The organism is Pseudarthrobacter sp. RHLT1-30-1 (assembly GCF_059383415.1).
Window position 1 is genome coordinate 349928 of sequence record NZ_JBWZCG010000001.1, and the last position, 23505, is coordinate 373432.

Annotated in this window: 24 protein-coding genes, 1 tRNA gene and 1 pseudogene; 11 read left to right on the top strand and 15 right to left on the bottom strand. The window is 67.5% G+C overall.

Annotation, left to right across the window (positions count from 1 at the left end; translation table 11 throughout):
* The first annotated feature begins 19 nt into the window (after window positions 1-19).
* Window positions 20-1627 (top strand): MFS transporter, encoded by a 1608-nt coding sequence (locus AC50YM_RS01670; protein ID WP_494955268.1) that lies wholly within the window; start codon window positions 20-22, stop codon window positions 1625-1627.
* Between the two features lie 223 nt (window positions 1628-1850).
* Here the strand turns inward: AC50YM_RS01670 and AC50YM_RS01675 are convergent, their stop codons facing one another.
* The 8 genes and pseudogenes from AC50YM_RS01675 to AC50YM_RS01710 form a co-directional block, all read right to left on the bottom strand.
* Window positions 1851-2639 carry an SDR family NAD(P)-dependent oxidoreductase gene (locus AC50YM_RS01675; RefSeq protein ID WP_494955269.1) on the bottom strand — a complete coding sequence of 263 codons (789 nt, stop codon included), beginning with the start codon at window positions 2637-2639 and terminating at the stop codon, window positions 1851-1853.
* Window positions 2640-2669: 30 nt separating this feature from the next.
* Entirely contained in the window at window positions 2670-3452 is a 783-nt protein-coding gene (locus AC50YM_RS01680; protein WP_494955270.1) for a hypothetical protein, read from the bottom strand.
* 123 nt (window positions 3453-3575) lie between these two features.
* Window positions 3576-3920 (bottom strand): GNAT family N-acetyltransferase, encoded by a 345-nt coding sequence (locus AC50YM_RS01685; RefSeq protein ID WP_494955271.1) that lies wholly within the window; start codon window positions 3918-3920, stop codon window positions 3576-3578.
* Window positions 3917-5258 (bottom strand): annotated as a pseudogene (locus tag AC50YM_RS01690) (acyltransferase family protein). The gene AC50YM_RS01685 and the pseudogene AC50YM_RS01690 overlap by 4 nt, the downstream one beginning before the upstream one ends.
* A 168-nt stretch (window positions 5259-5426) precedes the next feature.
* Window positions 5427-6302, bottom strand: a complete 876-nt coding sequence (locus AC50YM_RS01695; RefSeq protein ID WP_494955272.1) for a class II fructose-bisphosphate aldolase — start codon at window positions 6300-6302, stop codon at window positions 5427-5429.
* Complete coding sequence (locus AC50YM_RS01700) at window positions 6302-7768, bottom strand: GntP family transporter (RefSeq protein ID WP_494955273.1); 1467 nt, start codon at window positions 7766-7768, stop codon at window positions 6302-6304. The genes AC50YM_RS01695 and AC50YM_RS01700 overlap by 1 nt, the downstream gene beginning before the upstream one ends.
* A 122-nt stretch (window positions 7769-7890) precedes the next feature.
* Entirely contained in the window at window positions 7891-8784 is an 894-nt protein-coding gene (locus AC50YM_RS01705; RefSeq protein WP_494955274.1) for an NAD(P)-dependent oxidoreductase, read from the bottom strand.
* Between the two features lie 32 nt (window positions 8785-8816).
* A complete protein-coding gene (locus AC50YM_RS01710; RefSeq protein WP_494955275.1) occupies window positions 8817-10355 on the bottom strand; it encodes a four-carbon acid sugar kinase family protein in 1539 nt (512 codons plus the stop codon).
* Window positions 10356-10498: 143 nt separating this feature from the next.
* Here AC50YM_RS01710 and AC50YM_RS01715 point away from each other — a divergent pair, with 143 nt between their 5' ends.
* Window positions 10499-11209: a FadR/GntR family transcriptional regulator gene (locus tag AC50YM_RS01715; protein ID WP_494955276.1), complete on the top strand. Its 711-nt coding sequence runs from the start codon at window positions 10499-10501 to the stop codon at window positions 11207-11209.
* Window positions 11210-11225: 16 nt separating this feature from the next.
* Here the strand turns inward: AC50YM_RS01715 and AC50YM_RS01720 are convergent, their stop codons facing one another.
* Window positions 11226-11483, bottom strand: a complete 258-nt coding sequence (locus tag AC50YM_RS01720; protein ID WP_494891616.1) for a metal-sensitive transcriptional regulator — start codon at window positions 11481-11483, stop codon at window positions 11226-11228.
* 339 nt (window positions 11484-11822) lie between these two features.
* Between AC50YM_RS01720 and AC50YM_RS01725 the strand changes: the two genes are divergently transcribed.
* The 5 genes from AC50YM_RS01725 (at window position 11823) to AC50YM_RS01745 (ending at window position 15136) form a co-directional block, all read left to right on the top strand.
* A complete protein-coding gene (locus AC50YM_RS01725; RefSeq protein WP_494955421.1) occupies window positions 11823-12566 on the top strand; it encodes an SGNH/GDSL hydrolase family protein in 744 nt (247 codons plus the stop codon).
* A gap of 96 nt (window positions 12567-12662) precedes the next feature.
* Window positions 12663-12872 (top strand): dodecin, encoded by a 210-nt coding sequence (locus AC50YM_RS01730; protein WP_463883029.1) that lies wholly within the window; start codon window positions 12663-12665, stop codon window positions 12870-12872.
* Window positions 12873-12999: 127 nt separating this feature from the next.
* The gene (locus tag AC50YM_RS01735) at window positions 13000-13971 is read left to right on the top strand and encodes an aldo/keto reductase (RefSeq protein WP_494955277.1); all 972 of its coding nucleotides are present in this window, start codon (window positions 13000-13002) and stop codon (window positions 13969-13971) included.
* A 220-nt stretch (window positions 13972-14191) separates the two neighbouring features.
* Window positions 14192-14455, top strand: a complete 264-nt coding sequence (locus AC50YM_RS01740; protein WP_494891622.1) for a GlsB/YeaQ/YmgE family stress response membrane protein — start codon at window positions 14192-14194, stop codon at window positions 14453-14455.
* 117 nt (window positions 14456-14572) lie between these two features.
* Window positions 14573-15136 carry a hypothetical protein gene (locus tag AC50YM_RS01745; RefSeq protein WP_494955278.1) on the top strand — a complete coding sequence of 188 codons (564 nt, stop codon included), beginning with the start codon at window positions 14573-14575 and terminating at the stop codon, window positions 15134-15136.
* An 18-nt stretch (window positions 15137-15154) separates the two neighbouring features.
* Here AC50YM_RS01745 and AC50YM_RS01750 read toward each other — a convergent pair whose 3' ends face one another.
* Both AC50YM_RS01750 and AC50YM_RS01755 read right to left on the bottom strand, forming a co-directional pair.
* Window positions 15155-15967, bottom strand: coding sequence for a putative protein N(5)-glutamine methyltransferase (locus AC50YM_RS01750; RefSeq protein ID WP_494955279.1), 813 nt, complete (start codon window positions 15965-15967; stop codon window positions 15155-15157).
* A gap of 327 nt (window positions 15968-16294) precedes the next feature.
* Window positions 16295-17311 (bottom strand): PHP domain-containing protein, encoded by a 1017-nt coding sequence (locus tag AC50YM_RS01755; RefSeq protein WP_494955280.1) that lies wholly within the window; start codon window positions 17309-17311, stop codon window positions 16295-16297.
* Window positions 17312-17491: 180 nt separating this feature from the next.
* Here AC50YM_RS01755 and AC50YM_RS01760 point away from each other — a divergent pair, with 180 nt between their 5' ends.
* Window positions 17492-18652 (top strand): GGDEF domain-containing protein, encoded by a 1161-nt coding sequence (locus AC50YM_RS01760; RefSeq protein ID WP_494955281.1) that lies wholly within the window; start codon window positions 17492-17494, stop codon window positions 18650-18652.
* A 40-nt stretch (window positions 18653-18692) separates the two neighbouring features.
* On the opposite strand, the gene AC50YM_RS01765 is transcribed toward AC50YM_RS01760, so the two are convergent.
* The 3 genes from AC50YM_RS01765 to AC50YM_RS01775 form a co-directional block, all read right to left on the bottom strand.
* Window positions 18693-18971: a hypothetical protein gene (locus AC50YM_RS01765; RefSeq protein ID WP_494955282.1), complete on the bottom strand. Its 279-nt coding sequence runs from the start codon at window positions 18969-18971 to the stop codon at window positions 18693-18695.
* 56 nt (window positions 18972-19027) lie between these two features.
* The gene (locus AC50YM_RS01770; protein WP_494955283.1) at window positions 19028-19525 is read right to left on the bottom strand and encodes a MarR family winged helix-turn-helix transcriptional regulator; all 498 of its coding nucleotides are present in this window, start codon (window positions 19523-19525) and stop codon (window positions 19028-19030) included.
* A 124-nt stretch (window positions 19526-19649) separates the two neighbouring features.
* A tRNA-Lys gene (locus AC50YM_RS01775) sits at window positions 19650-19722 on the bottom strand.
* A 247-nt stretch (window positions 19723-19969) separates the two neighbouring features.
* Here AC50YM_RS01775 and AC50YM_RS01780 point away from each other — a divergent pair.
* The 3 genes from AC50YM_RS01780 to AC50YM_RS01790 all read left to right on the top strand — a co-directional run bounded on the left by AC50YM_RS01780 (window position 19970) and on the right by AC50YM_RS01790 (window position 22552).
* A complete protein-coding gene (locus tag AC50YM_RS01780; protein WP_494891636.1) occupies window positions 19970-20626 on the top strand; it encodes a hypothetical protein in 657 nt (218 codons plus the stop codon).
* Between the two features lie 290 nt (window positions 20627-20916).
* On the top strand, window positions 20917-21534 hold the full coding sequence (locus AC50YM_RS01785) for a DUF47 domain-containing protein (RefSeq protein WP_494955284.1): 618 nt from the start codon (window positions 20917-20919) through the stop codon (window positions 21532-21534).
* Between the two features lies 1 nt (window position 21535).
* The gene (locus tag AC50YM_RS01790) at window positions 21536-22552 is read left to right on the top strand and encodes an inorganic phosphate transporter (protein WP_494955285.1); all 1017 of its coding nucleotides are present in this window, start codon (window positions 21536-21538) and stop codon (window positions 22550-22552) included.
* Window positions 22553-22715: 163 nt separating this feature from the next.
* On the opposite strand, the gene pstB is transcribed toward AC50YM_RS01790, so the two are convergent.
* Complete coding sequence (gene pstB / locus AC50YM_RS01795; RefSeq protein WP_494955286.1) at window positions 22716-23495, bottom strand: phosphate ABC transporter ATP-binding protein PstB; 780 nt, start codon at window positions 23493-23495, stop codon at window positions 22716-22718.
* Window positions 23496-23505: the final 10 nt, after the last annotated feature.

Here is a 23505-nt window from a genome sequence, read left to right on the forward strand (position 1 = left end):
CTCCATAGGAGCGGCCCAAATGCCCACAGACCGAAGCACGACCGACTCTTCAGCAGGCGTTATGAACGCCAGCGGAACCAACAACATTGCCCCCACAGGTGCCAGAAAACCAAAGCTCCGGACACGCCGTCGGCTCAAAGAGTCCGACGTCAACGTCGTCAACAAACCAATGCTCAAGAAAGCCCTCGGCGGCACCATCGTGGGTAACACCATGGAATGGTACGACGTCGGCGTGTTCGGCTACCTGATCACCACCATGGGACCCGTGTTCCTGCCCGAGGCCGACAAGTCCGTGCAGACCCTGTTCCTGTTGGGCACCTTTGCTGCCACCTTCATTGCCCGCCCGCTGGGCGGAGTCATCTTCGGCTGGCTTGGCGACAAGGTGGGCCGCCAGAAGGTCCTCGCCTGGACCCTGATGCTGATGGCCGCGAGCACTTTCGCCGTCGGCCTGCTGCCCGGCTACGCGCAGATCGGCATGTGGGCTGCTGCCCTCCTGGTCCTGCTCAAGCTCGTCCAGGGCTTCTCCACCGGTGGCGAGTACGCCGGCGCCACAACTTTCGTCAGCGAATACTCCCCGGACAAACGCCGCGGCTTCTTCGCCAGCTTCCTGGACATGGGCAGCTACATCGGCTTCGCCCTCGGCGCCGCACTCGTCTCGGCGCTGCAGCTCACCCTCGGCCAGAGCGCCATGGAGGAGTGGGGCTGGCGGATCCCGTTCCTGCTTGCCGGCCCGCTGGGCCTGATCGCGATCTACTTCCGTAACAAGATCGAGGAATCCCCGCAGTTCCAGGCCACCCTGGACGCCCAGCAGGAAAACGCAGCCAACGCCATCTCCTCCGACGTCACCGCGTCGAAGGGACCGGTCGGCATCGTCAAGGCCTACTGGCGTTCACTCATCGTTGCCATGATCCTGGTGGCAGCCGCGAACACCGCAGGCTACGCCCTGACGTCCTACATGCCGACGTACCTGACCGAGTCCAAGGGCTACGATCCGGTGCACGGCACCCTGCTGACCATTCCCGTGCTGGTCGTCATGAGCCTCTGCATTCCGCTCACCGGCAAGCTGTCCGACAGGATCGGCCGCCGCCCGGTGCTGTGGATCGGCGCGCTCAGCACCGTGGTCCTGGCTGCCCCGGCGTTTATGCTGATCGGCGTCGGAGAAATCTGGTCCACCCTCCTGGGCCTGGGCATGATCGCCTTCCCGGTCACCTTCTACGTGGCAAACCTGGCCTCGGCCCTGCCGGCGCAGTTCCCGACGGCGAGCCGTTACGGCGCCATGGGCATCGCGTACAACTTCTCGGTGGCCATCTTTGGCGGCACCACACCGTTTATCGTTGCCGCCCTGATCGGGGCCACCGGCGATGACATGATGCCGGCCTATTACCTGATGGCCACCTCGGCGATCGGTGCCGTTGCGATCTACTTCCTCAAGGAATCGGCCCAGCGCCCGCTGCCGGGCTCCATGCCCAGCGTGGCCACGCAGGCCGAAGCCAAGGACATCGTTGCGAACCAGGACGAGAACCCGCTGATCGACCTGGTCGAAATGGACATGCCCTTCACCGCGACGGCGGCCGAGTCGGGTGCTGCTCCGGCGGCGCCCCGGGAGACCGAAAAGGTTCCGGTCTGAGCCTGAGCCCGTCGCACGGCCAGCCCGTCCGGTTCGTCCTGGGCCGGGCCGGCTAAGCCGGATTCTGTCGTAGCGTCCCGCCCTGTGAGGCCCGCCGTGTGTGTTGTACCCGTTTTTGGGAAACACATACGGCGGGCCTTTGGTGTGTCCGGCCCGTTGAGGCCCGCTGCTGCTGCGCGGGCCGTCCAATCGGGTCCGACGCCGGACCTACCGCGCTGAACGGCTATTTGGCGCGGCGGGGCGGACCGGCCACGAGCCTGTCCGGGAGCAGGCGGGCAGCCGCCGTCAGCACCTTGTATCGTCTGGTCGGGATGGAAACTGCCTTGCCCCGCGCGTTGTCAGCGAGGCCCTCCCGCACCACACGCCCGGCCCGCAGCCACAACCACCTCGGGGTCACCGTTTTGTCCATGCCCATGCGGTCGTGGAACTCGGTGTGGGTAAACCCCGGGCAGACCGCCGTCACCTTGACGCCCTGTTTGGAATAGGCGAGGTTGGCCCAGCGGCTGAAGCTGACCAGCCACGCCTTCGCCGCCGAGTAGCTGCCCCGGGGAAGGAACGCGGCCACGCTGGCGACGTTGATAATCCTGCCGGAATGTCGCCGGAGCATGCCCTGCAGCACGGCATGCGTCAACTGCATCGCGGTCTCCACGTGCAGTTTGAGGTGCTTCCTCTCCTCCTCGATGTCGTTTTCCTCAAAGGAAAGCAGCAGGCCCATCCCGGCGTTGTTGACCAGGATCTCGACCGGGCGGACCGGATCCGTGAGCCGGGCCACAACAGCCGCCACACCGGCGTCGTCCGTCAGGTCCGCAGGAAGCACCTCGGCGCTGATGCTGTAGCGGTTTTGCAGCTCCGCGGCCGTGGCCTGCAGCCGGGTGGCGTCGCGGGCCACCAGCACCAGGTTGTGTCCCTGTTCGGCGAGCTGCCGGGCGAACTCCGCTCCAATGCCGGCCGTTGCCCCGGTGACCAGGGCAGTGCCCGCCGGCGTCGCAGTAGAGGCAGTAGGTGCAGTCATGGCGACAGCCTATCCCTGCCGGGCCCCGACTCAGGCAATGGCCTGCCCGGCTGCCAGGTCGTCCTCCGCGGCGCCGTCCGCGCCGCTCAGCTTGCGGTTCTCCAGCTCTTCGGCCGCCAGTTCGTACCAGGTGTGCGCCCCGAAGGACGGGCTGTCCGTGTCGAGGTGCCGGTACAGGGCGTCAGCCAGCTGGCCCAGGGCGGCGTCGGACAATGCCCGGACAGTGGCGGCCGGGTCGAGAGTGCCCTCGAAGTACTCGGCGGGCTCGAGGCCGTTGATCGTGCCGGGCCCCTCGACGAAGGGGCTGTTGGTCTCGCCCCGTCCGGAGTCCTTCCGGCCATTCCCGCTGAAATCGGCACTGACCGAAGGCACTCCGACGGCGCCGTCGGCGACGGACGCGGCCGCGACGTCAAACAGCGGGACTACCGGGAGCTGCCCCTCGAGACCGGCCAGGACCGCGCCGTCGGCGCCCACGTGAAGGAGGCAGATCGGCAGCTCCGCGGGTTCCGACAGGGTGACCCGGAACGGCTCCGCGTCCCCGCCGGGCGCGGATTCAGGGGCTCCGGGGTCCGGCGCGGCGGCAACCACGCTGGCCGCGGCAATGGCCCTTAACTGCAGGAGGATCTCGGGGTCCAGGTGGGACACCCCGTGGAGGTCGATGATGACATCGGTGCCGGCGCCGAGGCGGCCTGCCCGCTGCATGATGTGCAGCAGCGCGGGGAAGTCTGGTTGGGTGAGGCAACCGGTGACTTCGAGGGTCACATGTCCGGGATCGACATCCACACGGACAAGCACACGCAGTTTATGATTCACGGGTTCTCCAAAGCGACACGTCCATGAGCCAGCTGCATAACTCAGTACAAACTTTACGAGGTTGTTGCCGCGGTCACAAGCGGTGCCGGCCGTTCAGCCGCCCTGTCCGGCCCCGGTCCCCTTTCAGGCTCCGGCCGGTGGGCGCTCCGGCCAGTCGATGTACTGGGTGTAGGCGTCGTGCTTGCGCAAATAACGGTACATAAACGGGCAGTTCGGAATGATTCGCTTGCCGGACGCCACGACGTCATCGAGGGCGAAATGGGCCAGCACCTTGCCCAGCCCTTGGCCCTGGAACTGCTCCGCCGTGTCGGTGTGGATGAAGTCCACATGGCCCGGTTCGTCGATGAATCGGATCTGGACGGCAAGCTTGTCACCGACACGGAGTTCGTAGCGGTGCAGCTCATCATTCCGGGTGGTGGAAACGTCCGGGCTGAACGTGTCTTCAGTGGCTGCCGAGTTCTCCGTCATGGTTCGACATTGGCACGTAAAGGCGGGCGTGGCAATGGCGGACCCGATCCGCCGACGCCCGGACCAGCCACGAACCGGGCCGGCATCCGCCCCAGCAACAGCACGGCGAGCGCGAAACACGCCGCTCCCCCGCCGAGCAGGCCCAGGTTGAGCCCGTTGAGGGCGGCGTCAGCCATCGGGACATAGACGACGGCGGCGGCCGTCACCACCGCGGCCGCCGGACGGGGCCGGGCGGCGGCATCCGTCGTCGGACGTTCCTCAAGCCGGCCAAAAAGTGCCAGCACGGGAAGCAGCAGGCCGATCAGTGCCAGCAGCACGAGTGGCCGCCCCCACCACCAGGTTGCGGTTCCCCCTGCCGGCTGCGGAAAATCGGTCAGCAGCAGCAGCCCGGACAGCGCCGCGAACAGCGGCAGGTGCCAGAGGTAGACGGTCATTGACCGCCGCCCGGCCACTCCCAGGAAACCCCGCACCGGCGCGAGCGACCCCAGGTCCGCCAGCAGGGGCCGCAGGAGCTGCAGGGCCGCGGCCTGCGAGACTCCGAGCAGCAGCATGGCCAGGTTGGGCGGATTGAGGTTCACCAGCATGTTCCCGGAGTACAGCCCCAGCCACACGAGCAGGCCCAGCAGCAGGTTGCTCGCCAGGATGAGGACCGCCAGCGCAGGACGGCCGGGAGCCGCAGGTCCGCCGTCGGCGAGGAAGAATCCGAGCTGCTGCACGGCACACCACAGGAAGATTATGTTGAAGTACGCCAGCGGCGGCACGGCCCCCCGGAGGCAGTCGCCAGTCACTACCAGCGCGACCAGGGCTGCCAGGGCTGCCAGGGCTGCCAGGGCGCCCGGGCTGCAGCCGGGCAAGCAGTGGAAGGTTCAGCTGCGCCGCGAGGTACGCGGCGAGGAACCACAACGGCATGCCTGCGCCGGCAGCCAGCAGCTGGATGACCTGCGGGTCCACACCGGCAAGCCGCGCCGCCCAGAGCCCGGTAAACATGAACGCGAGCAGCACAGCGGCCGGGCGGATGAGCCGCAGCATCCGGGCCTGCATGAAGTCGAAGGCACTGCCGCCCCGGGCGCTGAGGCGGTGCCAGGACTGCAGGCCGGTAATGCCCCCGAGAACGAAGAACAGCGGCATGACCTGCAGGATCCAGACGACCGGTTCGAACCAGTGCTGGTTGCCGAGCGTGTTCTCGGAGATCACGGTTCCGTCGGGTTGCAGCTCGGGGCTGACCATCATGGTATGCGCCACCACCACGAGCGCAAGGCAGAAGAACCGGGCGAGATCAATCACCGGGTCGTGGCCGGGCCGAACCGCTGGCCGGCCGGATTGGTGCCGTGGAACCATGGAGCCTCTTAGGGAAGCTGGCAGCACCCGGAAGGGTGGGTGCTGCCATGTTGCTCCATTGTCGGCCTTGTCCGGGCCGGCGGCCAGTACCGCCGGTCATGAGGGAGGCCAGGATCATGGGTTGACCCTGGCCTCCCCCGGTTTCCGTCCCGCCAGCGGATCAGCGGATCAGCGTGACAGGGTGGCAAGCGCCGCGGCCGCGAACGTCCCAGCCGCGGTATCCCACTCGGCCAGCAATCCCTGCAGGTTCTCGCCGTCCCTCCGGTGCACCGCCGTGCGTGCCTCGAGGGTCTCCAGAACGCCGGTGCGCAGCTCGGTGTTGAAATTGACCTTGCCCACGTTCATGGCGGCGGCTTTGACGAGCTCGGTGGAGGGGATTCCCGAGGCGCCGTGCAGCACCAGGGGAACGCGGGTCCGTACGGCGATGTCCTGCAGTACGTCCCAGCGCAACTCCGGCTCGCCCTGGTACTCGCCGTGGACGTTGCCCACGGCGACGGCCAGCAGCTGGGCCCCGGTGCGGGCCACGAAGTCTTCCACCTGGGCGGAGTCGGTGAGTCCGGCCGTGCCGGCTGCCGGGGCGCTGCCCGCGGCGTCGGACCCGAAGGCCCTGTCCTCGTCGCCGGCGAGGACGCCGAGTTCCGCCTCGATGACTGTCTCCGCCGCGCCGGCGCCGTCCAGGGCGGCGCGGGCCGCCCGGACCAGGGCGATGTTGTCCTCGTACTCCAGCGACGATCCGTCCACCAGGACGGCGTCGGCGCCGGCGGCAACGGCGTCGGCGATCAGGCGGAGATCGGATGCATGGTCGAGCTGGACGACGACGGGAACGCCGGCGCCGTCCGCGAGGCCGCGCAGCGCCGCGACCAGCCGCAGGCCGTTCGGTGTGGCCGCCGTGCTCGGCGAGACCAGCAGGATGGCGCCGCGGTTGGCATGCTCCGCCGCGGCCACCACGGCGAGCGCGGTGGTGAAGTCATAGCAGGTGAAAGCCGGAACGGCGGATCCCTGCTGGAGGGCTGAATGGACCAGCTGATCTAGACGGGCCCGCATCAGGCGCTCAGGCCTCCGACCAGGATCCAGGCCACGAAGGTCAGCGCGAAGCCGGCAAGGCCCAGGATGGTGGTGAGCACCGTCCAGGTCCTGAGGCCGTCCGCGACAGTCAGGCCGTAGTACCTGACGACCACCCAGAACCCCGCGTCGGTCACATGCGAAAGGCCGAGGGCGCCGAACCCGATGGCGATCACGATCACGGCAATCTGCGCCGGCGTGTAGCCGCCGCCGGCGACGGCGGAAGAGAGCAGGCCCGCCGTCGTCACGATCGCGACGGTGGCCGAGCCCTGGGCGGCGCGGAGGGCCAGCGAGATGATGAAGCCCAGCAGCAGCAGCGGCACGCCGAGAGTGTCGAGCGATTCGGAGAGCGCCTTCCCGATTCCGCTCACCTGCAGGACGCTGCCGAAGACGCCGCCGGCCGCAACGACCAGGAGGATGGAGGCGATCGGGGGCAGGGCACCTTCAAAGATTTCGCCGGTTTCCGTCAGCGACCACTGCCGGCGGACGGCGAGGAGGAGGAAGGAGAGCGCGACGGCCACGAGGAGCGCGAAGACCGGGTTGCCAACGAAGGCAGCGACGCCGTACCAGACGTTGTTCTTGTCGATCACGAGGGTGCCGACCGTGCCAAGGAGGATCAGCGCGATAGGTGTGGCGATGAGGAAGATGATCAGGCCCGGGCGGGGCGGGGCCACCGTGTGGTGGTCCTTTCCGGTGTGGCCGGGGTGCACCACGGTGCCGGAGCCGAACTCGTCCACCTGGGTTTTAACGGCCGGCAGCAGCGCGTATGTCGTCCGGTTCATGATCGCCGCGACCCAGTAGGACAGGAAGCCGAGCGGCACGCAGATCGCCAGCGAAATCAGGGCGATCAGTCCGATGTCGGCGCCAAGGACGCCGGCCCCGGCGACAATTCCCGGGTGCGGAGGCACGGCCACATGGATGGCCAGCATGATGCCGGCCATGGGCAGGCCGAACTTCACCGGGTGGACGTTGGCGATCTTGGAGAAGGCGTAGACGATCGGAACCAGGACGATGATGCCGACCTCGAAGAACACCGGTATGGCGACCAGGAAGCCCACCGCGGTGAGGGCCACGGCGACCCGCCGGGCCCCGAGCTTGGCGGTGAAGTGGTCAGCGAGCGACTGCACGCCGCCGGAAACCTCGATCATGCGCCCCAGGATAGCGCCGAGGGCGATCAGCAGCGCCACCTTGCCCATCGTGCTTCCCACCCCGTTGGCCACCACGGTGAAAACGTCCTTGAGCGGGATCTGGGCGGCCACGGCCACCAGGACGCTGACGGTCAGCAGGGCCACGAAGGCCTGGATCTTGAAGCGGATGATCATCAGCAGCAGCAGGGCGACGCCCGCAACGGCGATGCTCAGCAGCAGTGGAGTTCCCAGTTCCACGGCCGGCTTGATAACGGGCGCGTCGGCCGCGCGCACAATCAGGGAATTGAGCAGGGGGGTCATGTCGGGGTGTCTCCTTGGACAGCAAAGGCGTCCGACGACTCAGTCGTCGGGAAGGGTGCGGGGGTCCGACGACGGCGGAGGGTGCCGCCGTCGTCGGGTGGGGGAATCCGGAGGTGCGGGACCTAGGCGGTGCGTTTGGTGGGTGCGACGACCTTGATGACCGCGGAATCGTCGGCGGCGGCGAGGCCCTGGGCCTGGCCGAGGAGGTACAGCTGCTCGGCGGCGGCTGCCACGGGTGCGGCGAGGCCGGCGGCGCGGGTGGCCTTGCCGACGATGCCCATGTCCTTGACGAAGATGTCCAGCCGGCTGAGGACCTCGGCCCCGTTTTCCGTGTAGGCCTCAAGGATGCGGGGCCCGCGGTTGGACAGCATAAAGGACCCGGCGGCGCCGGCTTCGAGGGCCGCCAGGGTCTTGGCCTGGTCCAGGCCGAGGGCGTCGGCGAGGGCCATCGCCTCGGCTGCCGCGGCGATGTGGATCCCGCAGAGCAGCTGGTTGACGGTTTTGAGGGCCTGTCCGTCGCCGGGCTTGTCCCCCACGACGGTCAGGGTGGAGGCGAGCAGTTCCAGGACCGGCCGGGCCGCTTCCAGCGCCTGCGGTTCCGCGCCGACGACGATCAGGAGGTCGCCTTCGGCGGCGCGCTTCGGTCCGCCGGAGAGCGGCGCGTCAACGAGGGAAACGCCGAACTCAGCGAGCCGCGCGACCGTGGCGGGAATGGCGTCGGTTCCGACGGTGCTGCCCAGGATCACGACGGCGCCCGGCTTCAGCACGGAGGCGACGCCGTTCCCGCCGAAGAGGACATCGTCCAGCTGTTCGCCGTTGCGCACGGCCAGCAGCAGGGCATCCGCGCCCTCGGCTGCTTCGCGGGCGGAGGCGAAGGTGCGGACGCCGGCTTCTTCGGCGAGCCGCAGGCGGGGCTCGGCGATGTCGAAGCCGTGGACGGTCAGCCGGGTTGCCAGCCGGGTGGCCATGGGCAGTCCCATGGCGCCCAGGCCGAGGACGGTGACTTTGTAGTTCATGGTTTTCTCCGTTGAAATGGGGTTGGGGAGGGTCAGAAAGTGTTGCTGAGCTTGCGGGTGACCTGGGCCAGGGACTGGTCGTCGCCGACGTTGCCGGCGAAGACGATGAAGGGAATGCCCTTGGCGGGTCCGTCCACCGGCTCCCACAGGCTGACGATGCCCGGCAGCATGGGGCCGCGGACGATGGCATGCCGGATTTCCAGTCCGTGGGCGGCAACGTCCGAGGAGGTGATGCCGCCCTTGGCAATGACAAAGCGCGGCGGAAAGGTCTTCAGCGTCCGGTTCACCACGGCGACGACGGCGGCGGACACGGTGCGGGCGATCCGCAGGCTCTCGGCGGCGTCGTCCGTCTTGATGAGCAGCCGGCTCGTGTGCAGGATGACGTCGGCGCTGCGCAGGGACTCCACGACGGCTTCGACGATTTCGTCCGGGTACCCGTCAGACTTGCCGCCAAGCAGCTTTTCGACGTCGATTTCCACGATGCGCGCGGCGCTGTGCTGTTCGACGAGGGCCTGCAGCTGGCGGGTTGTGACACCGACGTGGGAGCCCACCACAATCAGGCCGCCGGCGTCCGAGGGCGTGTTGCCCGCGTAGGCCTCGGCGCCGCTGAGCTCGGTCCGGATTTCCTGGCCGATGCGGCCCCGGACGAACGGCGGACCCACGCGGTAGAGCAGCTTCTTTCCGCGGCGCTCGGCTTCCGCCAGACCCAGTGCCAGGGCGCGGAAATCGTTTTCAGTGACGATGTCGGCCACGATGGGGGTTGAGTCGGTGGCGGATGCGATGGCGTCGGCGATGGCGTCAGCCGAGAGTTGGGGATCCTGGTCCGGGCCTGCGGCGCGGATGACATTCAGGTCCAGCACGATCACCGAATCCGCCTGGAATCGCCCCCCGGACTTCTCCTCGACGTACTTGGCAAGTTCGGAGTTGGCGAAACCGAAGCTCGCGTCCCTGGCGAACTCGGTCTCGGCCACCGGCGTGAGCCTGCCGGCCTTGTCGCCGGTGCCGCGCATGTAGTGCACGCCGCCGATGGTGACGCGTCCGGCGTCGGGAAACGCAGGGACGATCACGACACCGTCCGTCTCCTCGCCGCTGACAGCGGCGATGGTTGCCGCGATGGTGTCCGGCTCCAGCGGGTAGTGGCCGCGGAGGGTGGAGTCGCTGCGGCTGACGAACCCCAGGCGCAGGCTGGAACCGGCAGCGCTGGAGCCGGCAGCGTCCCCTTCGAGTGCCGCCGCCGCCAGGGCGTTACGGACCACCTCCTCGTTGCGGACGGCAGCCTCGGCGGCGTCCAGGCTCCGGGTGTTGGTCAGGACGTAGACGGCATCCGGGCGGCGGCCGTTGATGCGGTGGGTGAACGCCCAGGAGAAGTCGGCAACGTCCCAGCGGGTCAGCACCGGCAGGTCCGCGACGGACTGCGTGCCCGTCGGATCGTCGTCGAGCACCACCAGGATCCGAGGGGACGACAAGGCGGCAGTCTCGAGGGCCTCGGCCACAGACTTGGCGGGAATCCGGACTTCGGCCGGGAAGGCGGCCAGCACATCTGCTTCAAAAAGCTCTGATTCAAAAGGCACTTGCACTCCAATGTGGGAAACTCTGCTGCATTGAAATATGTAAGATGTCTGACATCTAACATTTGAATGCTAGTGTGGCACACGGCACAAAGACGCGCAAGTAGACTTGTCAATCAGGCATCGGCGACGGCGAATGGGGAAAATTGGCTAGGAAATCGCTGGTCGGAGTGGTGGCAGATGAACTGCTGGACCGGATCATTGGCGGAGAATTCCCACCCGGCGCACCAGTCCCCGGCGAGCTTGAGCTGAGCGCACGCCATGAGGTGAGCCGGATGACGGTCCGCGAGGCGATGAAGACCCTTGAAGCCCAGCAGATCCTCAGTGTGGAGCGCGGCCGCGGCACCTTTGTAAACCCGTTGAGCCGCTGGGCGTCGCTGGAGGCGGTACTACGGGCAGCTTCGGAGGGGAAAGACGATGCGGCGGCCGCCGTTCAGCTGATCGAGCTGCGCCGGATGCTGGAAACCGGGGCGTGCGAGCTGGCGGCCGGCCGGATCAGCGACTCCGACCTCAACGCGCTTTCCGGGCAGCTGGAAGCGATGCGCATGGCGCACGAAAAGCACGATGTCGCCGCGTTCGTGGCGGCCGATCTGGCGTTCCACGATCTGATCCTGCACGCCGCGGAGAATGTTTTTGTGGCCGTCCTGTTCGCGCCGCTGCACCGGGTGCTCGAACGGCGGCGGACCCAGACGTCCGAGGTGCGCGAAATCCAGGCGCATGCGATCGGCCACCACCAGAAGATCGTGGAGGCGCTGTCAACACGGGATCCGCACCGGGCCCGGGATGCCATGGACGCGCACATGCAGCAGACCCTGGATGACCTGAAGGCCTATGTCCTGGCGGGCCGCCCCGCCTGAGTCGCGCCGGCCAGGCTCAGGCGAGTGAGAGGAATAGCTTCTCAAGTTCGGCCCGGTCCAGGCTGGGGTCCTCCTGCTTCATGCACTGCTGCAGGCCGGTGGCGATGATCGAGAATCCGGCCTTGTCCAGCGCGCTCGAAACAGCCGCCAGCTGGGTCACGACGCTCTTGCAGTCGCGGCCCTCTTCGATCATCCGGGTCACGGCGGCAAGCTGCCCCTGGGCGCGGCGCAGGCGATTGATGACGGGCTTCATGTCGGCGGGATCGAGTTCCATGTGTTCCTCCGGGATTTGCAGGGCTAGTCTCCATAATATACCCCCCTACGTATAAGGACCAGCCGGCGGCCGATGATCATGGGCCCGTTGACACCTGCGCTTCTGCTGCCCGGGCCCCTTCCACGCCGGCCTTTAAGCCCCGGCCCGCCCGGAGGTCGCCCCGCTAGGGACCAAAGTACCTACCGGACGTCGAATATTCGGCGTAATGCTGGGGATGTGAACGCCGCCGGTTTCTTGGATCCTGGCGCCGGCTGGTCCGGCTCCGGTGGCCCCGGCACTGGGCGGGGTCCGCGCCGAACCTTGGGCCCAAATGCCGGGCTGTGGACCCGCTACGTGGCAATGGGGGATTCGTTCACGGCGGGCATCGGCGACCCGGAACCGCTGAGTCCCGGCGGTGTGAGGGGCTGGGCGGACCGCATCGCCGAGGAGCTCAGCGGCGGGAGGCCGGATTTTCGCTATGCCAACCTCGCCGTCAGCGGCCTGCTCCTGCGCGAGATCCTCGACCGGCAACTTGGCCCTGCGATCATGTTGAGGCCGGACCTGATCACGCTCTCGGCGGGCGGAAACGACCTAGTTTTTCACCGGAGCGATCCTGACCGGCTGGCTGCCACTCTCGATGCCGGAGTGGGCATGCTCAGCGCCACCGGCGCCACGATCGTCCTGTTCACCGGCCCCGACTGGCGCGACACGCCGCTGCTGGGCCACAACCGGGGAAGGGTGGCCGTCTTCAACGAGAACATCCGGACGATCGCCGCGCGCCACCACGGTGTCATCGCTGATCTCTGGGCCTTGCGGCAGCTCTCGGACCCGCGTATGTGGGACCCTGACCGCCTGCACTTCTCGCCGATGGGACACCACACCATCGCGGCCATGGTGTTGGAGTCCTTGAGCGTCCCGCACACCCTGAGCCCGCAGGAGCCCAAGCCCATGCCTGCCGGAAGCTGGCGGGACAGCAAGGCCGGTGACATCGCCTGGTTCACCAACTATCTGCTCCCCTGGATGGTCAGCCGCGTCCACAAGCGTTCTGATGACCCGCCGCTGGCACCCAAACGTCCGGAACCGGGGCCGGTCTCCGGATCCTGAGAGGCAGCCTCCCGCCCCTAGTCCCGCCGCGATCTGTCCGCTAATCTGCAGGAACGGCCCACCGCCGGGTCTCCATGGCGATCACGAGGAGCGAAGTTGCCTAATCACACTTACAGCATTTCTGAAATTGTCGGAACGTCGAACGAAGGTATCGATGCCGCCGTCCGCAATGGCATCGCAGAGGCGGCCAAGACTTTGCGGAACCTCGATTGGTTTGAGGTTAAGGAAGTTCGCGGACACCTCGAAAACGGCGAGGTCGCCGACTGGCAGGTAACCATCAAGCTCGGCTTCCGCCTGGAACGCTAGGCTCCGAGGCCGGCCGCCCGGGCACGTCCGGTCGTTTTACCCCCCGGTCGCCGGGTGCGTCGGCGCGAAGGCGTCGCCGCGCCCGGTGAACGGATCCGCCTGTTCCGCACCCCGGGAAGGACCCCGCGTGCAGTACACGCAACTCGGCCGCTCCGGCCTGAAAGTCTCCAGGCTTTGCCTCGGAACCATGAACTTCGGCCCGCAGACCGAGGAGGCAGACGCCCATTCGATCCTGGACTCAGCACTGGATTCCGGCATCAATTTCGTCGACACCGCCAACGTCTACGGCGGCACCGGCCACCGGGGCCGGACCGAAGACATCATCGGCCGCTGGTTCGCCGCCGGAGGCAGGCGACGGGACCGGACCGTGCTCGCGACGAAGCTCTATGGCTCCATGTCGGACCGGCCGAACGAGTCGAGGCTCTCCGCCCTGAACATCCGACGCGCCCTGGACGCGAGTCTGAAGCGGCTGCAGACGGACTACATCGATCTCTACCAGTTCCACCACGTGGACCGGAACACCCCGTGGGAAGAGATCTGGCAGGCCATCGACGTCGCAGTCCAGCAGGGCAAAATTCTGTACTCAGGCAGCAGCAACTTCGCCGGCTGGCACATCGCCCAAGCGCAGGAAGCTGCCGCCCGCCGTCACAGCAACGGCCTCGTGAGCGAGCAGTCGATCTATAACCTGCTGACCCGCGCCGTGGAGCTGGAGGTCATACCGGCTGCACAGCACTACGGGCTGGGGCTGATTCCCTGGTCACCCCTGCAGGGCGGGCTGCTCGGCGGTGTGCTCAAGCAGGAGCGCACCGGGGTGCGCCGCGCCGAGGGCCGCGCCCTGGAGACGCTGAAAAAGCACCAGGAACAGCTCCGGCGGTACGAGGATTTCGCGGACGAGCTTGCCCGGGAGCCCGGGGACGTGGCGTTGGCCTGGCTGCTTCACCAGCCCGCGGTGACCGCTCCGATTGTGGGCCCCCGCACCCAGGACCAGCTCGACGCCGCCCTCCGCGCCGTGGACCTGCCGCTGGACCCGGGCGCACTGCAGCGACTCGACGAAATCTTCCCGGGCCACCGGACAGCACCCGAGGATTACGCCTGGTGACCGGCGGCTCGCATAGTGACCCGGCGCCGCGGACCGGACACCGAAGAATGAGGAAAAACCCTACAGTTCTGTCCCGATGGGCCGAAAGGAGTCGCCACACGGAATGCTTTTCAGCTCCTGACTGGCTCTTTTATACTAAGCATGATTAGTATTGAGGCAGAAGGATGAAGCGCACCCGGCAACCCGGGTGTCTCCTCAATGAAAGAAGAAGGAACAAAAAATGGGTTTTCTCGGATTTCTGCTTCTGGGTCTTATCGCCGGCGCGATTGCTAAGGCAATCCTTCCGGGCAAGCAGGGTGGCGGCATCTTCATTACGCTGCTCCTCGGCGTCGTAGGCGCCCTCCTGGGCGGTTTCATTGGCAGCGCACTCTTCGGTGTGAGCATCAATGAGTTCTTCTCGCTCTCCACCTGGCTGCTGGCCATCGGCGGTGCGATCATCGTCCTGCTGGTATACGGCATGATCACCAAGCGCTCAGTCCGCTAAGACTGACGCGACCGAAAAGCCGGTCCCGGGACTTTCCCGGGGCCGGTTTTTTGGCACATGCATCAACACTTTGAATGACCACCCTCTGAGGGCACCACCAATAAGCAGGAGGACAGCATGAAAGGCAAACTTCTATTCGGAGCCGGCATCGCGGCCGGCTACGTTTTCGGGTCACGGTCCGGGCGGGCAGCCTACGAGAAGCTCAAGGCACGCGCGGCAGCACTCTGGGAAAGCAAGCCGGTCCAGGACAAGGTGGCAGCGGCAACCGAGGCTGTCAAAGAAAAGGCACCCGAGGTGACCGAGCAGCTCGGCGAGGCGGCCCGGCGGGCAGGAACGGTGATCAGTTCCGCCGTCCACCGTGACAACTCCCCCACGGGGACCACCGGCGCAACAGGCGGCGCAACAGGCGGCGCAGTATCCAGCGGATCGGCAACCACCGGCGGCGGCCAGCCGGGCAGCACTGGCGCCACGGCTGCCGATGCCGGTATCCCCGCGCACAGCACCCACCCGGAGACGGTCAACCTTGGTACCTCTTCTTCGGCCGACGCCACGGTGTCCGCTGCTTCCGACGTCGAGTCCGACCCTGCGCTTAACGACCAGCACGGCCAGGACTGGTCCGACGAAGGCGGGGCCACCCCGGCCGGCCCGGCAACCAACGTCGATCCCGACAAGGTTCCCTAGCTCCACCGGTCCGGATCCTTAGCCGGCCGCAGCACGCGCCGATCCGATAACAACGGTCGCGCCCAGTCCCGCGGAGCTCGCCACCCGGGCCGTGAGCCCGTTGCGGACGAACAGTTCGACGGTCCGCGGTGCCTGCCGCCGGCTCGTCTCGATCAGCAGGGATCCGCCCGGCGCAAGCCATTGCCGCGCCGCGGCGGCCACCCGCCGCTGCACGCGAAGCCCGTCCTTGCCGCCGTCGAGGGAAACCCGCGGCTCGTAAAGGCGGGCTTCCTGCGGCATGGTGGCCAACTCTGCCGAGGGAACGTACGGGGCATTAACGGCGAGAATGTCGACCTGGCCCCGCAGCCGTGACGGGAGCGCCTGATACAGGTCCCCTGCGTGGACCTCACCACCCAAAGCCACGATGTTGCGGGCCGCGCACGCCACGGCGGCGGGGTCGACGTCGGAGGCGTGAAGCTCCAGCCGGCCGGCCAGCACCGCGAGCGCGGCTCCAACAGCCCCTGACCCGCAGCACAGGTCGACGACGACGGGATCCGTCGCGGTGCCGCGGGATCGCTCGAGGAGCCGTGCGGCCTGCCGGACGAGGAACTCGGTCCGGCGGCGGGGCACAAAGACGCCGGCGTCCACTTCGATCCGCAGTCCACAAAACTCCGCCCAGCCCAGAAGGTGCTCGAGCGGCAGGCCAGACACCCGCCGCTCCACGAGGGCCTCCAGCTGACCAGGCGTGGTGGCGGCTTCGGACAACAGCCGGGCCTCCTCCTCAGCAAAGACGCAGCCGGCAGCCCGGAGGCGGGCGACCACGGAGCGTTCGGGCTCCGCTCGGATCGTCATGCCAGGACCCCCTCCCGCTTGCCCTACTGGAATCCCATGCTATCGAAACGGCCGGCGAGGGGACATGCCCATTCCTCACGCCCAGGACCGGGCAGAACGGGACTATGTCCGGTCCTCCCGGCAGCCGGAGGGCATGTCCCGAAGGGAAGCAGGCCGGCCGGAGGGCATGTCCCGGAGGAAGCAAGCCACCCGGAGGGCATGTCCGGGGTGCGCGGCCGGGCGCGGACCCCTGCGATGGGAGCAGTGCGCAGGCCCCAAGGGGATGGGAGCAGTGCGCAGGCCCCAAGGCACGCAGCGGGTGGCTAGGCGGGGCGCCAGGGCGGGCACTCAGCGCCCCGACGCCGCCCACTCCAGCAGGCGGTCCAGGGGCCAGGTCGTGACGATCCGGTCCGCCGGCACACCGTTGTGTTCCGCGCGCTCGGCACCGTACTGCAGGAAATCAAGCTGCCCCGGGGCGTGGGCGTCGCTGTCGATGCTGAAGAGGCAGCCGGCGTCGAGGGCCAGTTCGATCAGGTCGTCCGGCGGGTCCTGGCGTTCCGGGCGGGAATTGATTTCGACGGCGACGTTGTGTTCCGCGCAGGCGGCGAAGACCTTTTCGGCGTTGAACTCCGACGGCGGACGGGTGCCGCGGCCTCCTTGGACGAGGCGGCCCGTGCAGTGACCAAGCACGTTCGTGTGCGGGTCTGCGATCGCGCCCAGCATCCTGCGCGTCATGGTTCCTTTGTCCGAGCGGAGCTTCGAATGCACGCTGGCGACCACGATATCCAGCCGGTCGAGCATTTCCGGCGTCTGGTCCAAGGTGCCGTCCTCGAGGATATCGACCTCGATGCCCCGCAGCAGGCGGAAGCCGCCGCCGGCATTGATTTCGTCGACGACGCCGAGCTGGTCCGCCAGCCGCCCGGCGCTTAGCCCGTTGGCGATCTTGAGGTTGGGCGAATGATCGGTCAGGGCGAGGTACTCTCGGCCGAGCAGTCGGGCGGCGTCCACCATGGCCCCGATCGGGGACCCGCCGTCGGACCAGTCGCTGTGGCTGTGCAGGTCGCCGCGGAGTGAGGCAAGCAGCGCATGCCCTCCCGGCACCAGCGGCCCGGCCCCCCGGTTCCGGAGTCCGCTCAGGTACTCGGGGACGCCGCCGTCGAGCGCTTCGCGGAGCACCTGGAATGTCCGGTCGCCGATCCCTTTGGTCCTTTTGAGCCGCCCGTCCCCGGCCCGGGCCGCAAGTTCCTCCGGCTCCAGGTCTGCGATGATTCCGGCGGCCTTGCGGAACGCCTGAATCTTGAACGTCGGGGCAAGCTCGCGTTCCAGCCAGAAGGCAATCTCATTGAGGGCGTCGACGGCATCCATTGCACCATCTTGCACCCCCGGCCGTCGCCCTGGGACCCCCGGCGGCGCCCAAATGCCGCGCGGCATGCCTGGCAGCCGGGGCCTCTTCTGAGAGACTTGTCCCGGCCGGGGCCTGATCCGGCGGGAAACTACGCCTGACGGTCCCGGGGAGGACCGCCAAGCAGCAGGGATTCATCGACTATGGTGCTGCTCGACCGGTCAACGCTTATGGTGGTTTTCGCCGTGATGACGCTGACAATGCTGGTCCTTTTCTATTTCGATACCTACCGCAAGAGCCATGCGCCGTTTGCCGCCTGGTGGTGCGGGGCCGTCGCGTCGTTCTTCCTGGCCGCCGTCTTCTACTTCCTGGGCGAGGTCCAGGAAGTCGCCTGGGCCCCCAGCGTCGGAAACGGCGTGATGGTGCTTGGCTCCGGGTGCGTCTGGGCCGGAACCAGGTCATTGGCCGGCCGTCGGGTCCGGCCCGTTCTGTTGGCGATCCCGGCGACGGCGGCCGTGGCCATTGACGCCACCGTCCGCTACTCCGACAACGCCCGGGTCGGCAGCATTGTCCTGCTGGCGCTGATGGGGACAGCCGTCGGTCTCGCCTCGGCGGAGCTGTGGCGCGAGCGTGCGGAGTCCTGGCATCTTGTCCGGTCCCTCGCCATCGCATCTGCCGGCGGCGCTGTGTACTACCTGAGCCGAATGGTGGGGCTGGCGGTGCTCGGGCCCGAGGATCCGCTGTTCCAGGTGCTGTTCGGCACCGGAGTGACCCTGCTGATGGCGATGGTCCTGCTGGTTGTCGTCTCGTCCAGCATCACTTCGCTGGACAACACCCGCCAAACCGAGAATCTGCAGGAACGGGCCTCGCGGGACGGGCTCACCGGGCTGCTGAACCGGGCGGAGTTCATGCAGCAGGCCCAGCGCCGGCTCCGGGCCACCCTCGCGGGCGGCGGCGGAGCCGCCATTGTGATGGCGGACCTGGACCGCTTCAAAGCCATCAACGACCGGTTCGGGCATGAGGCCGGCGACGGCGTCATCCGCGCGTTCGCCGAGGCCTGCCGGGCAGCCGTGCGGGAGGATGACCTGGTGGGCCGCTACGGCGGCGAGGAATTCGCGTTGCTGCTCAACGGCGTCGACGCCGAAGAAGGTGCAAGGATCGCCCAGCGGATCAACGCCGCCCTGGCCGGTCACAGTTCACTGCCCGACGGAGTAGTTGCGCCGACGGCGAGCTTCGGCGTGGTCGACGCGCGGGACCGGAACGCCGGGCTGCCCCGCCTGCTCCGGGAAGCCGACCGCGCCCTGTATGACGCGAAGGCAGGCGGCCGCAACCGGGCAGTGATCAGTACTACAGCGGCCGGCTAGCAGGCGCCCTGACCCGCCGCCAGCGCCCCGGACCGGGGACCTAGCGGCTGAGCTTCGACGAAAAACTGGAGGGCTGAACGATTCCGTCCAGTTGGAAGCCGCGGCTGCAGCGCCAGAGCGGCGGCAACTCCGCCGCGGCGCCGGCTGGGGCCAAGGAGTACACGGTCATAAAGGCAGCGGCCGGCGTCGTCCATTCCATCGGCATCCCGCAGTGGACCGGCGCGGCCAGGGCAAGCGCAGGAGACGGATCGGCAGGCGCCGGAAATGCGGCGGGCGCGAAATCCGCGACGGCAGCGCGGGTGGAACGTTGGATAGACACAGTTAGTAAGCATACATATGACTAGTCAGACTAGCTAGTCATAGGATAATCCGGGCTCAGCCCCGCGGCTCTGCAACGGCTTCACTCATCCGCCGCAGGAAGTTGACCACGACCCGTGCCTCCGCGGCGCTGAGCTCCTCCGCAACGGCCATCATCCGGCGGTGCATGTCACCGAGGGTGGCCCGGACTTCCGAATCCGAATCAGCCGTGGGAACGATCACCAGCGAGCGCCGGTCCGTGGGATGGGGTTCGCGGCGGACATGGCCGCTGCCCACCAGCCGGTCCAGCAACGAGGTGGTGGAGGCCGTGGTAATCCCCAGGACGCGGCTCAGATCCTTGGGTCCAACCCGCTCGCCGTCCGCCTGGGCGCGCAGCAGGTACCTCAGTGCCAGCAGGTCCGTTTCGCCCATTCCCATCGAATCCCTCGTGGATCGCCGCCGGGCGACTTCCGCGGTGCGGTAGTCACGCAGGGCCTGCAGGACGGCGCCAGGCGGGTCGAGCCTGTCGTCGGGTCCGTACCAATACCCGGAGCCGGAGGGGCTGTGCGCGTTCATCCGGCTATCCTAGCCGACCTGATATCTGGAATTTCGTGGGAGTTCTGCGCTGCGCCGGGGTGACAAAAACCCCCGGCACCCTGTCGCCAGGATGCCGGGGGTTTTCCACTCTTCGCTAAAAGAGTGGGCCCTGTGGGGATCGAACCCACGACCCACGGATTAAAAGTCCGATGCTCTACCAACTGAGCTAAAGGCCCCAGCCGAATGCCCTGAAACTGCGGATAAATCCACCCTTCCAAGGCCGATCAGCCCAGTCCATTTCTGAACGTTAATACTGTACCCCAGACCGGCGGACGTTTTTCGCACGCGGGCGCCGCCGTCGCACACCGTCGCCGCCATCGCACCGCCGTCGCCCGCCATCGCACCGCCGTCGCCCGCCGTCGGGCGCTGGCGCGTGCCGGGAGCGCGCTCGATTCCCCGACAGCACAGGAGTAGCGTGGTGGCATGAGCGAGCAAGCAGGATCCAGCGCCCCCGGGCCGCACCGGCACCACAAGCCGAAGGCCTTCGCCCCCATGGACTTTGAGCCCTTCGCGGGCGGGGCTGATCCTGCCCGCATCTCCGAGGCCGCCCATCTCGCCGCCCAGGCCCTCGTGCGCCGCGGACGCGACAGCGACGATCCCGTCGTGACCAAGCGGCTTGTGAAGCTCGCCGACGAACAGGGCCTGGAGGCCATCGCCGAAATGTGGGCCGAAAGCCCGGCACGTTCGCTGCCGGGAGCCCTCTGGCGGCTCTATGCCATCCGCGCCGCCACGATTCAGGACCCCGAGCGGATCTCCGTCTACTTCAAGGCCGGCAAGGACACTGCCCAGGTCTCGCATGTGGTGGCAGGCGCCGCAGAGCCGCCCGGCGCGGACGAGATGAAGTTGATGGCCGATGCCATCCTTTCGGGCGCGTTCGACGGCGAGTTCGACGTCGCGCTGGAACGCTCCGCCGCGTTCTGCCGTGTCGTTGCCCTTGGCCAGGCCACCCTGGCCGACGGCGCCGAGCACAGCAACGAGAACCATGCGAGCAAGCTCACCCGCAACTCGCACCTCCTGGTCAAGACCGCCGAGGACCTGGAACATGCCGCCAACGCCTGGCGCCTGGGCGAACTGGACTGAGGCGTCGGCACCCTCGGGGCACCGCAACGCACGCGACCCCCTGACTGTCAATGTTGACTTGTCCCCAACCACGTAGAAAACTAAAAGCGGTGCCGAACCGCGAAACCCCCGGGCTTCAACATCTAGCCGCCTAGAGCGGCCTACCGCCGAGAGGCGTATCCGGTTCGGCACCATCTTCATGCCCGCTTCCGGCCAGAGGATAAAGTAATACCTATGCACGGGACTTCATCACTTCTTGGGCCCGGCAGACAACCCCCGTGCACCTCCTCCCCGAAGACCGGTAATCACACGTGAAGCTGCGCCTTTTCCCCCAGGAGCCCGCCGGGCTGAAACTCCTCGCCCAAATGGCCAACCAGATAATGCTCGCCACGGGCACCCTCTCGGAGATCGTTGGCGCGCCGGCCAGCGAGAATGCCCGGCTGGTGGAGGACATGCACAACCATGAGGCAAAGTCCGCAGAGCTGCACTTCGCGCTGCTGACCCATATGCGGACCTCCTTCGTGAACCCGCTCCCCCGCGAGGACATGTACACGCTCTCGCTGGGCCTCAACAATGCGATGGAAAAACTCGATGCCGCCGCCGAGCTGGTTTCGCTCTACAAGCTGGACCGCCTGCCCAAGCGCGCCGCCGACCAGCTGGAAATCATCAGCAGGCAGGCCGAACTCACCGTGGATGCCATGCGGAACCTCGACAACCTGGACGACCTCGAGGACTACTGGATCGAGGTCCTCCGCCTCGCCAAGCGCGCGGAACGATCCCACCGGGTCTGGGTGGCGGACATGCTCAACGAGATGAAGTGGACCCCGTACGCGCGCAACCGTGACATCGCCGAGCAGCTGGTGGGGGTCACCAGGGACATGCGCCGGATTGCGACGCAGGTGGGCAGCATCATCGTCAAGGAATCCTGACGTGATCTTGTTCCTGTTTGTCCTGGTGGTCGCCTGCGCCGGGGCATTCGCCTTTCTCAACGGCTTCAGGGACGCTTCGGCGGCGGTGGCGCTTGCCGTCCGGACCCGCGCGCTCACGCCCACCGTCGCGGTATTGCTGGCCGCTTTATTCAATTTCGTCGGCGCCGGGCTGAGCGCCGGCCTGGCCCTGGCCGCCAGCCAGACCTGGGTGCAGCTGCCCAGCGGCGGAAACGGGCTGAGCATCCTGATGGCGGGACTGGCCAGTGCCGTGCTGTGGGGGATCTACACCTGGTGGCGGGGCATCCCGTCGTCCTCCACGCACGCCCTGGTCGGCGGGCTGGCCGGCGCCGGGGTCGCCAGCGTAGCGGTCGGCGGGGGCGCTGTCGGGAGCGTTGACGCCTCCCTGCTGTTCCAGGTGGTGCTGCCACTCCTGCTCTCGCCCGCAATAGCCTTCGCCGGCGCGTACCTGCTGGTCTGGCCCGTCGCCTGGGTGGCGCGGTACACCCCGCCGAACGTCGTCAACCGCCGGGCGCGCCGCGCCCAGAGCATTGCCGTGGGCGCTGTGGCGTTCGCCCACGGCCTCCAGGACGGCCAGCGCACCAGCGCCGTCCTGCTCCTTGCGCTGCTGGCTTCCGGGCTGTCCGACGGCAGCGCGATGCCAGTCTGGGTAGGGCTTTCCACAGCGGCCCTGCTGGCTGCCGGGACGCTGGCCGGCGGCTGGCGCATTTCTTACACGATTGGCAACCGGCTGATCCGGATGGAACCCCTGCGCGGCTCCGTGGCGCAGCTGTTCAGCTCGGCCATCTTGCTGGTGGGCGCCGTGGGGCTGCACTGGCCCATCTCCACCACGCACGCCGTCACCTCGGCAGTCCTGGGCTCCGGAGCCAACCAGAGGTTCCCCGCCACCAACCGCAAAGTGGTAATCCGGGTCCTGATGTTCTGGCTGCTGACACCGCTCGTCACCGCGGCGGCGGCGTTCGTGCTGGCCCTGTCCCTGTCACCGCTCGTTAGGCTCTAGGCCCGCGACGCTTCGGGACTCAGGGCCGCAGGCCGCATGTGACGCGGTGTCCCCGGGCGCTGCGCTGAGGGATCCCATCCGTTGCTCCGAAGCCGCCCTTTTGGGGGCTCAAAAGGGCGGCTTCGGAGCAGTCGATGGGGTTTAGCGGGGGTTTAGCGGGTGTTTAGCCGAAGCGGCCTGAGACGTAGTCCTCGGTGGCCTTCTCGGTGGGGTTGCTGAAGATCGTGTGCGTGTCACCGTACTCGATCAGCTTGCCCGGCTTTCCGGTGCCCGCGATGTTGAAGAACGCGGTCTTGTTCGACACACGCGCGGCCTGCTGCATGTTGTGCGTCACGATCACCACGGTGTAGTCATCCTTGAGCTCATTGATGAGGTCCTCGATGGCCAGCGTGGAGATCGGGTCCAGGGCCGAGCAGGGCTCGTCCATCAGGATCACCTGCGGTTCGACCGCGATCGCCCGGGCAATGCAGAGCCGCTGCTGCTGGCCGCCGGACAGGCCCGAGCCGGGCTTGTTCAGCCGGTCCTTGACCTCGTTCCAGAGGTTGGCGCCCTGCAGCGAGCGTTCCACCAGCAAGTCGGCCTCACCCTTCGAGATCTTCTGGTTGTTCAACTTCACGCCGGCCAGCACGTTGTCGCGGATGGACATCGTGGGGAAGGGGTTGGGCCGCTGGAACACCATGCCGATCTGCGAGCGGACGGTGACCGGGTCCACGCCGGGGCCGTACAGGTTGTCGCCGTCGAGCAGCACTTCGCCTTCGACACGGGCGCCGGGGATCACCTCATGCATGCGGTTGAGCGTGCGCAGGAAGGTGGACTTGCCGCAGCCGGAGGGTCCGATGAAGGCCGTGACGGACTTCGGCTCGATGTTGATGTTGACGTCTTCGACGGCCAGGAATTTGCTGTAGTAGACGTTCAGGTCTTTGACGTCGATGCGCTTAGACATGATGTTCCTT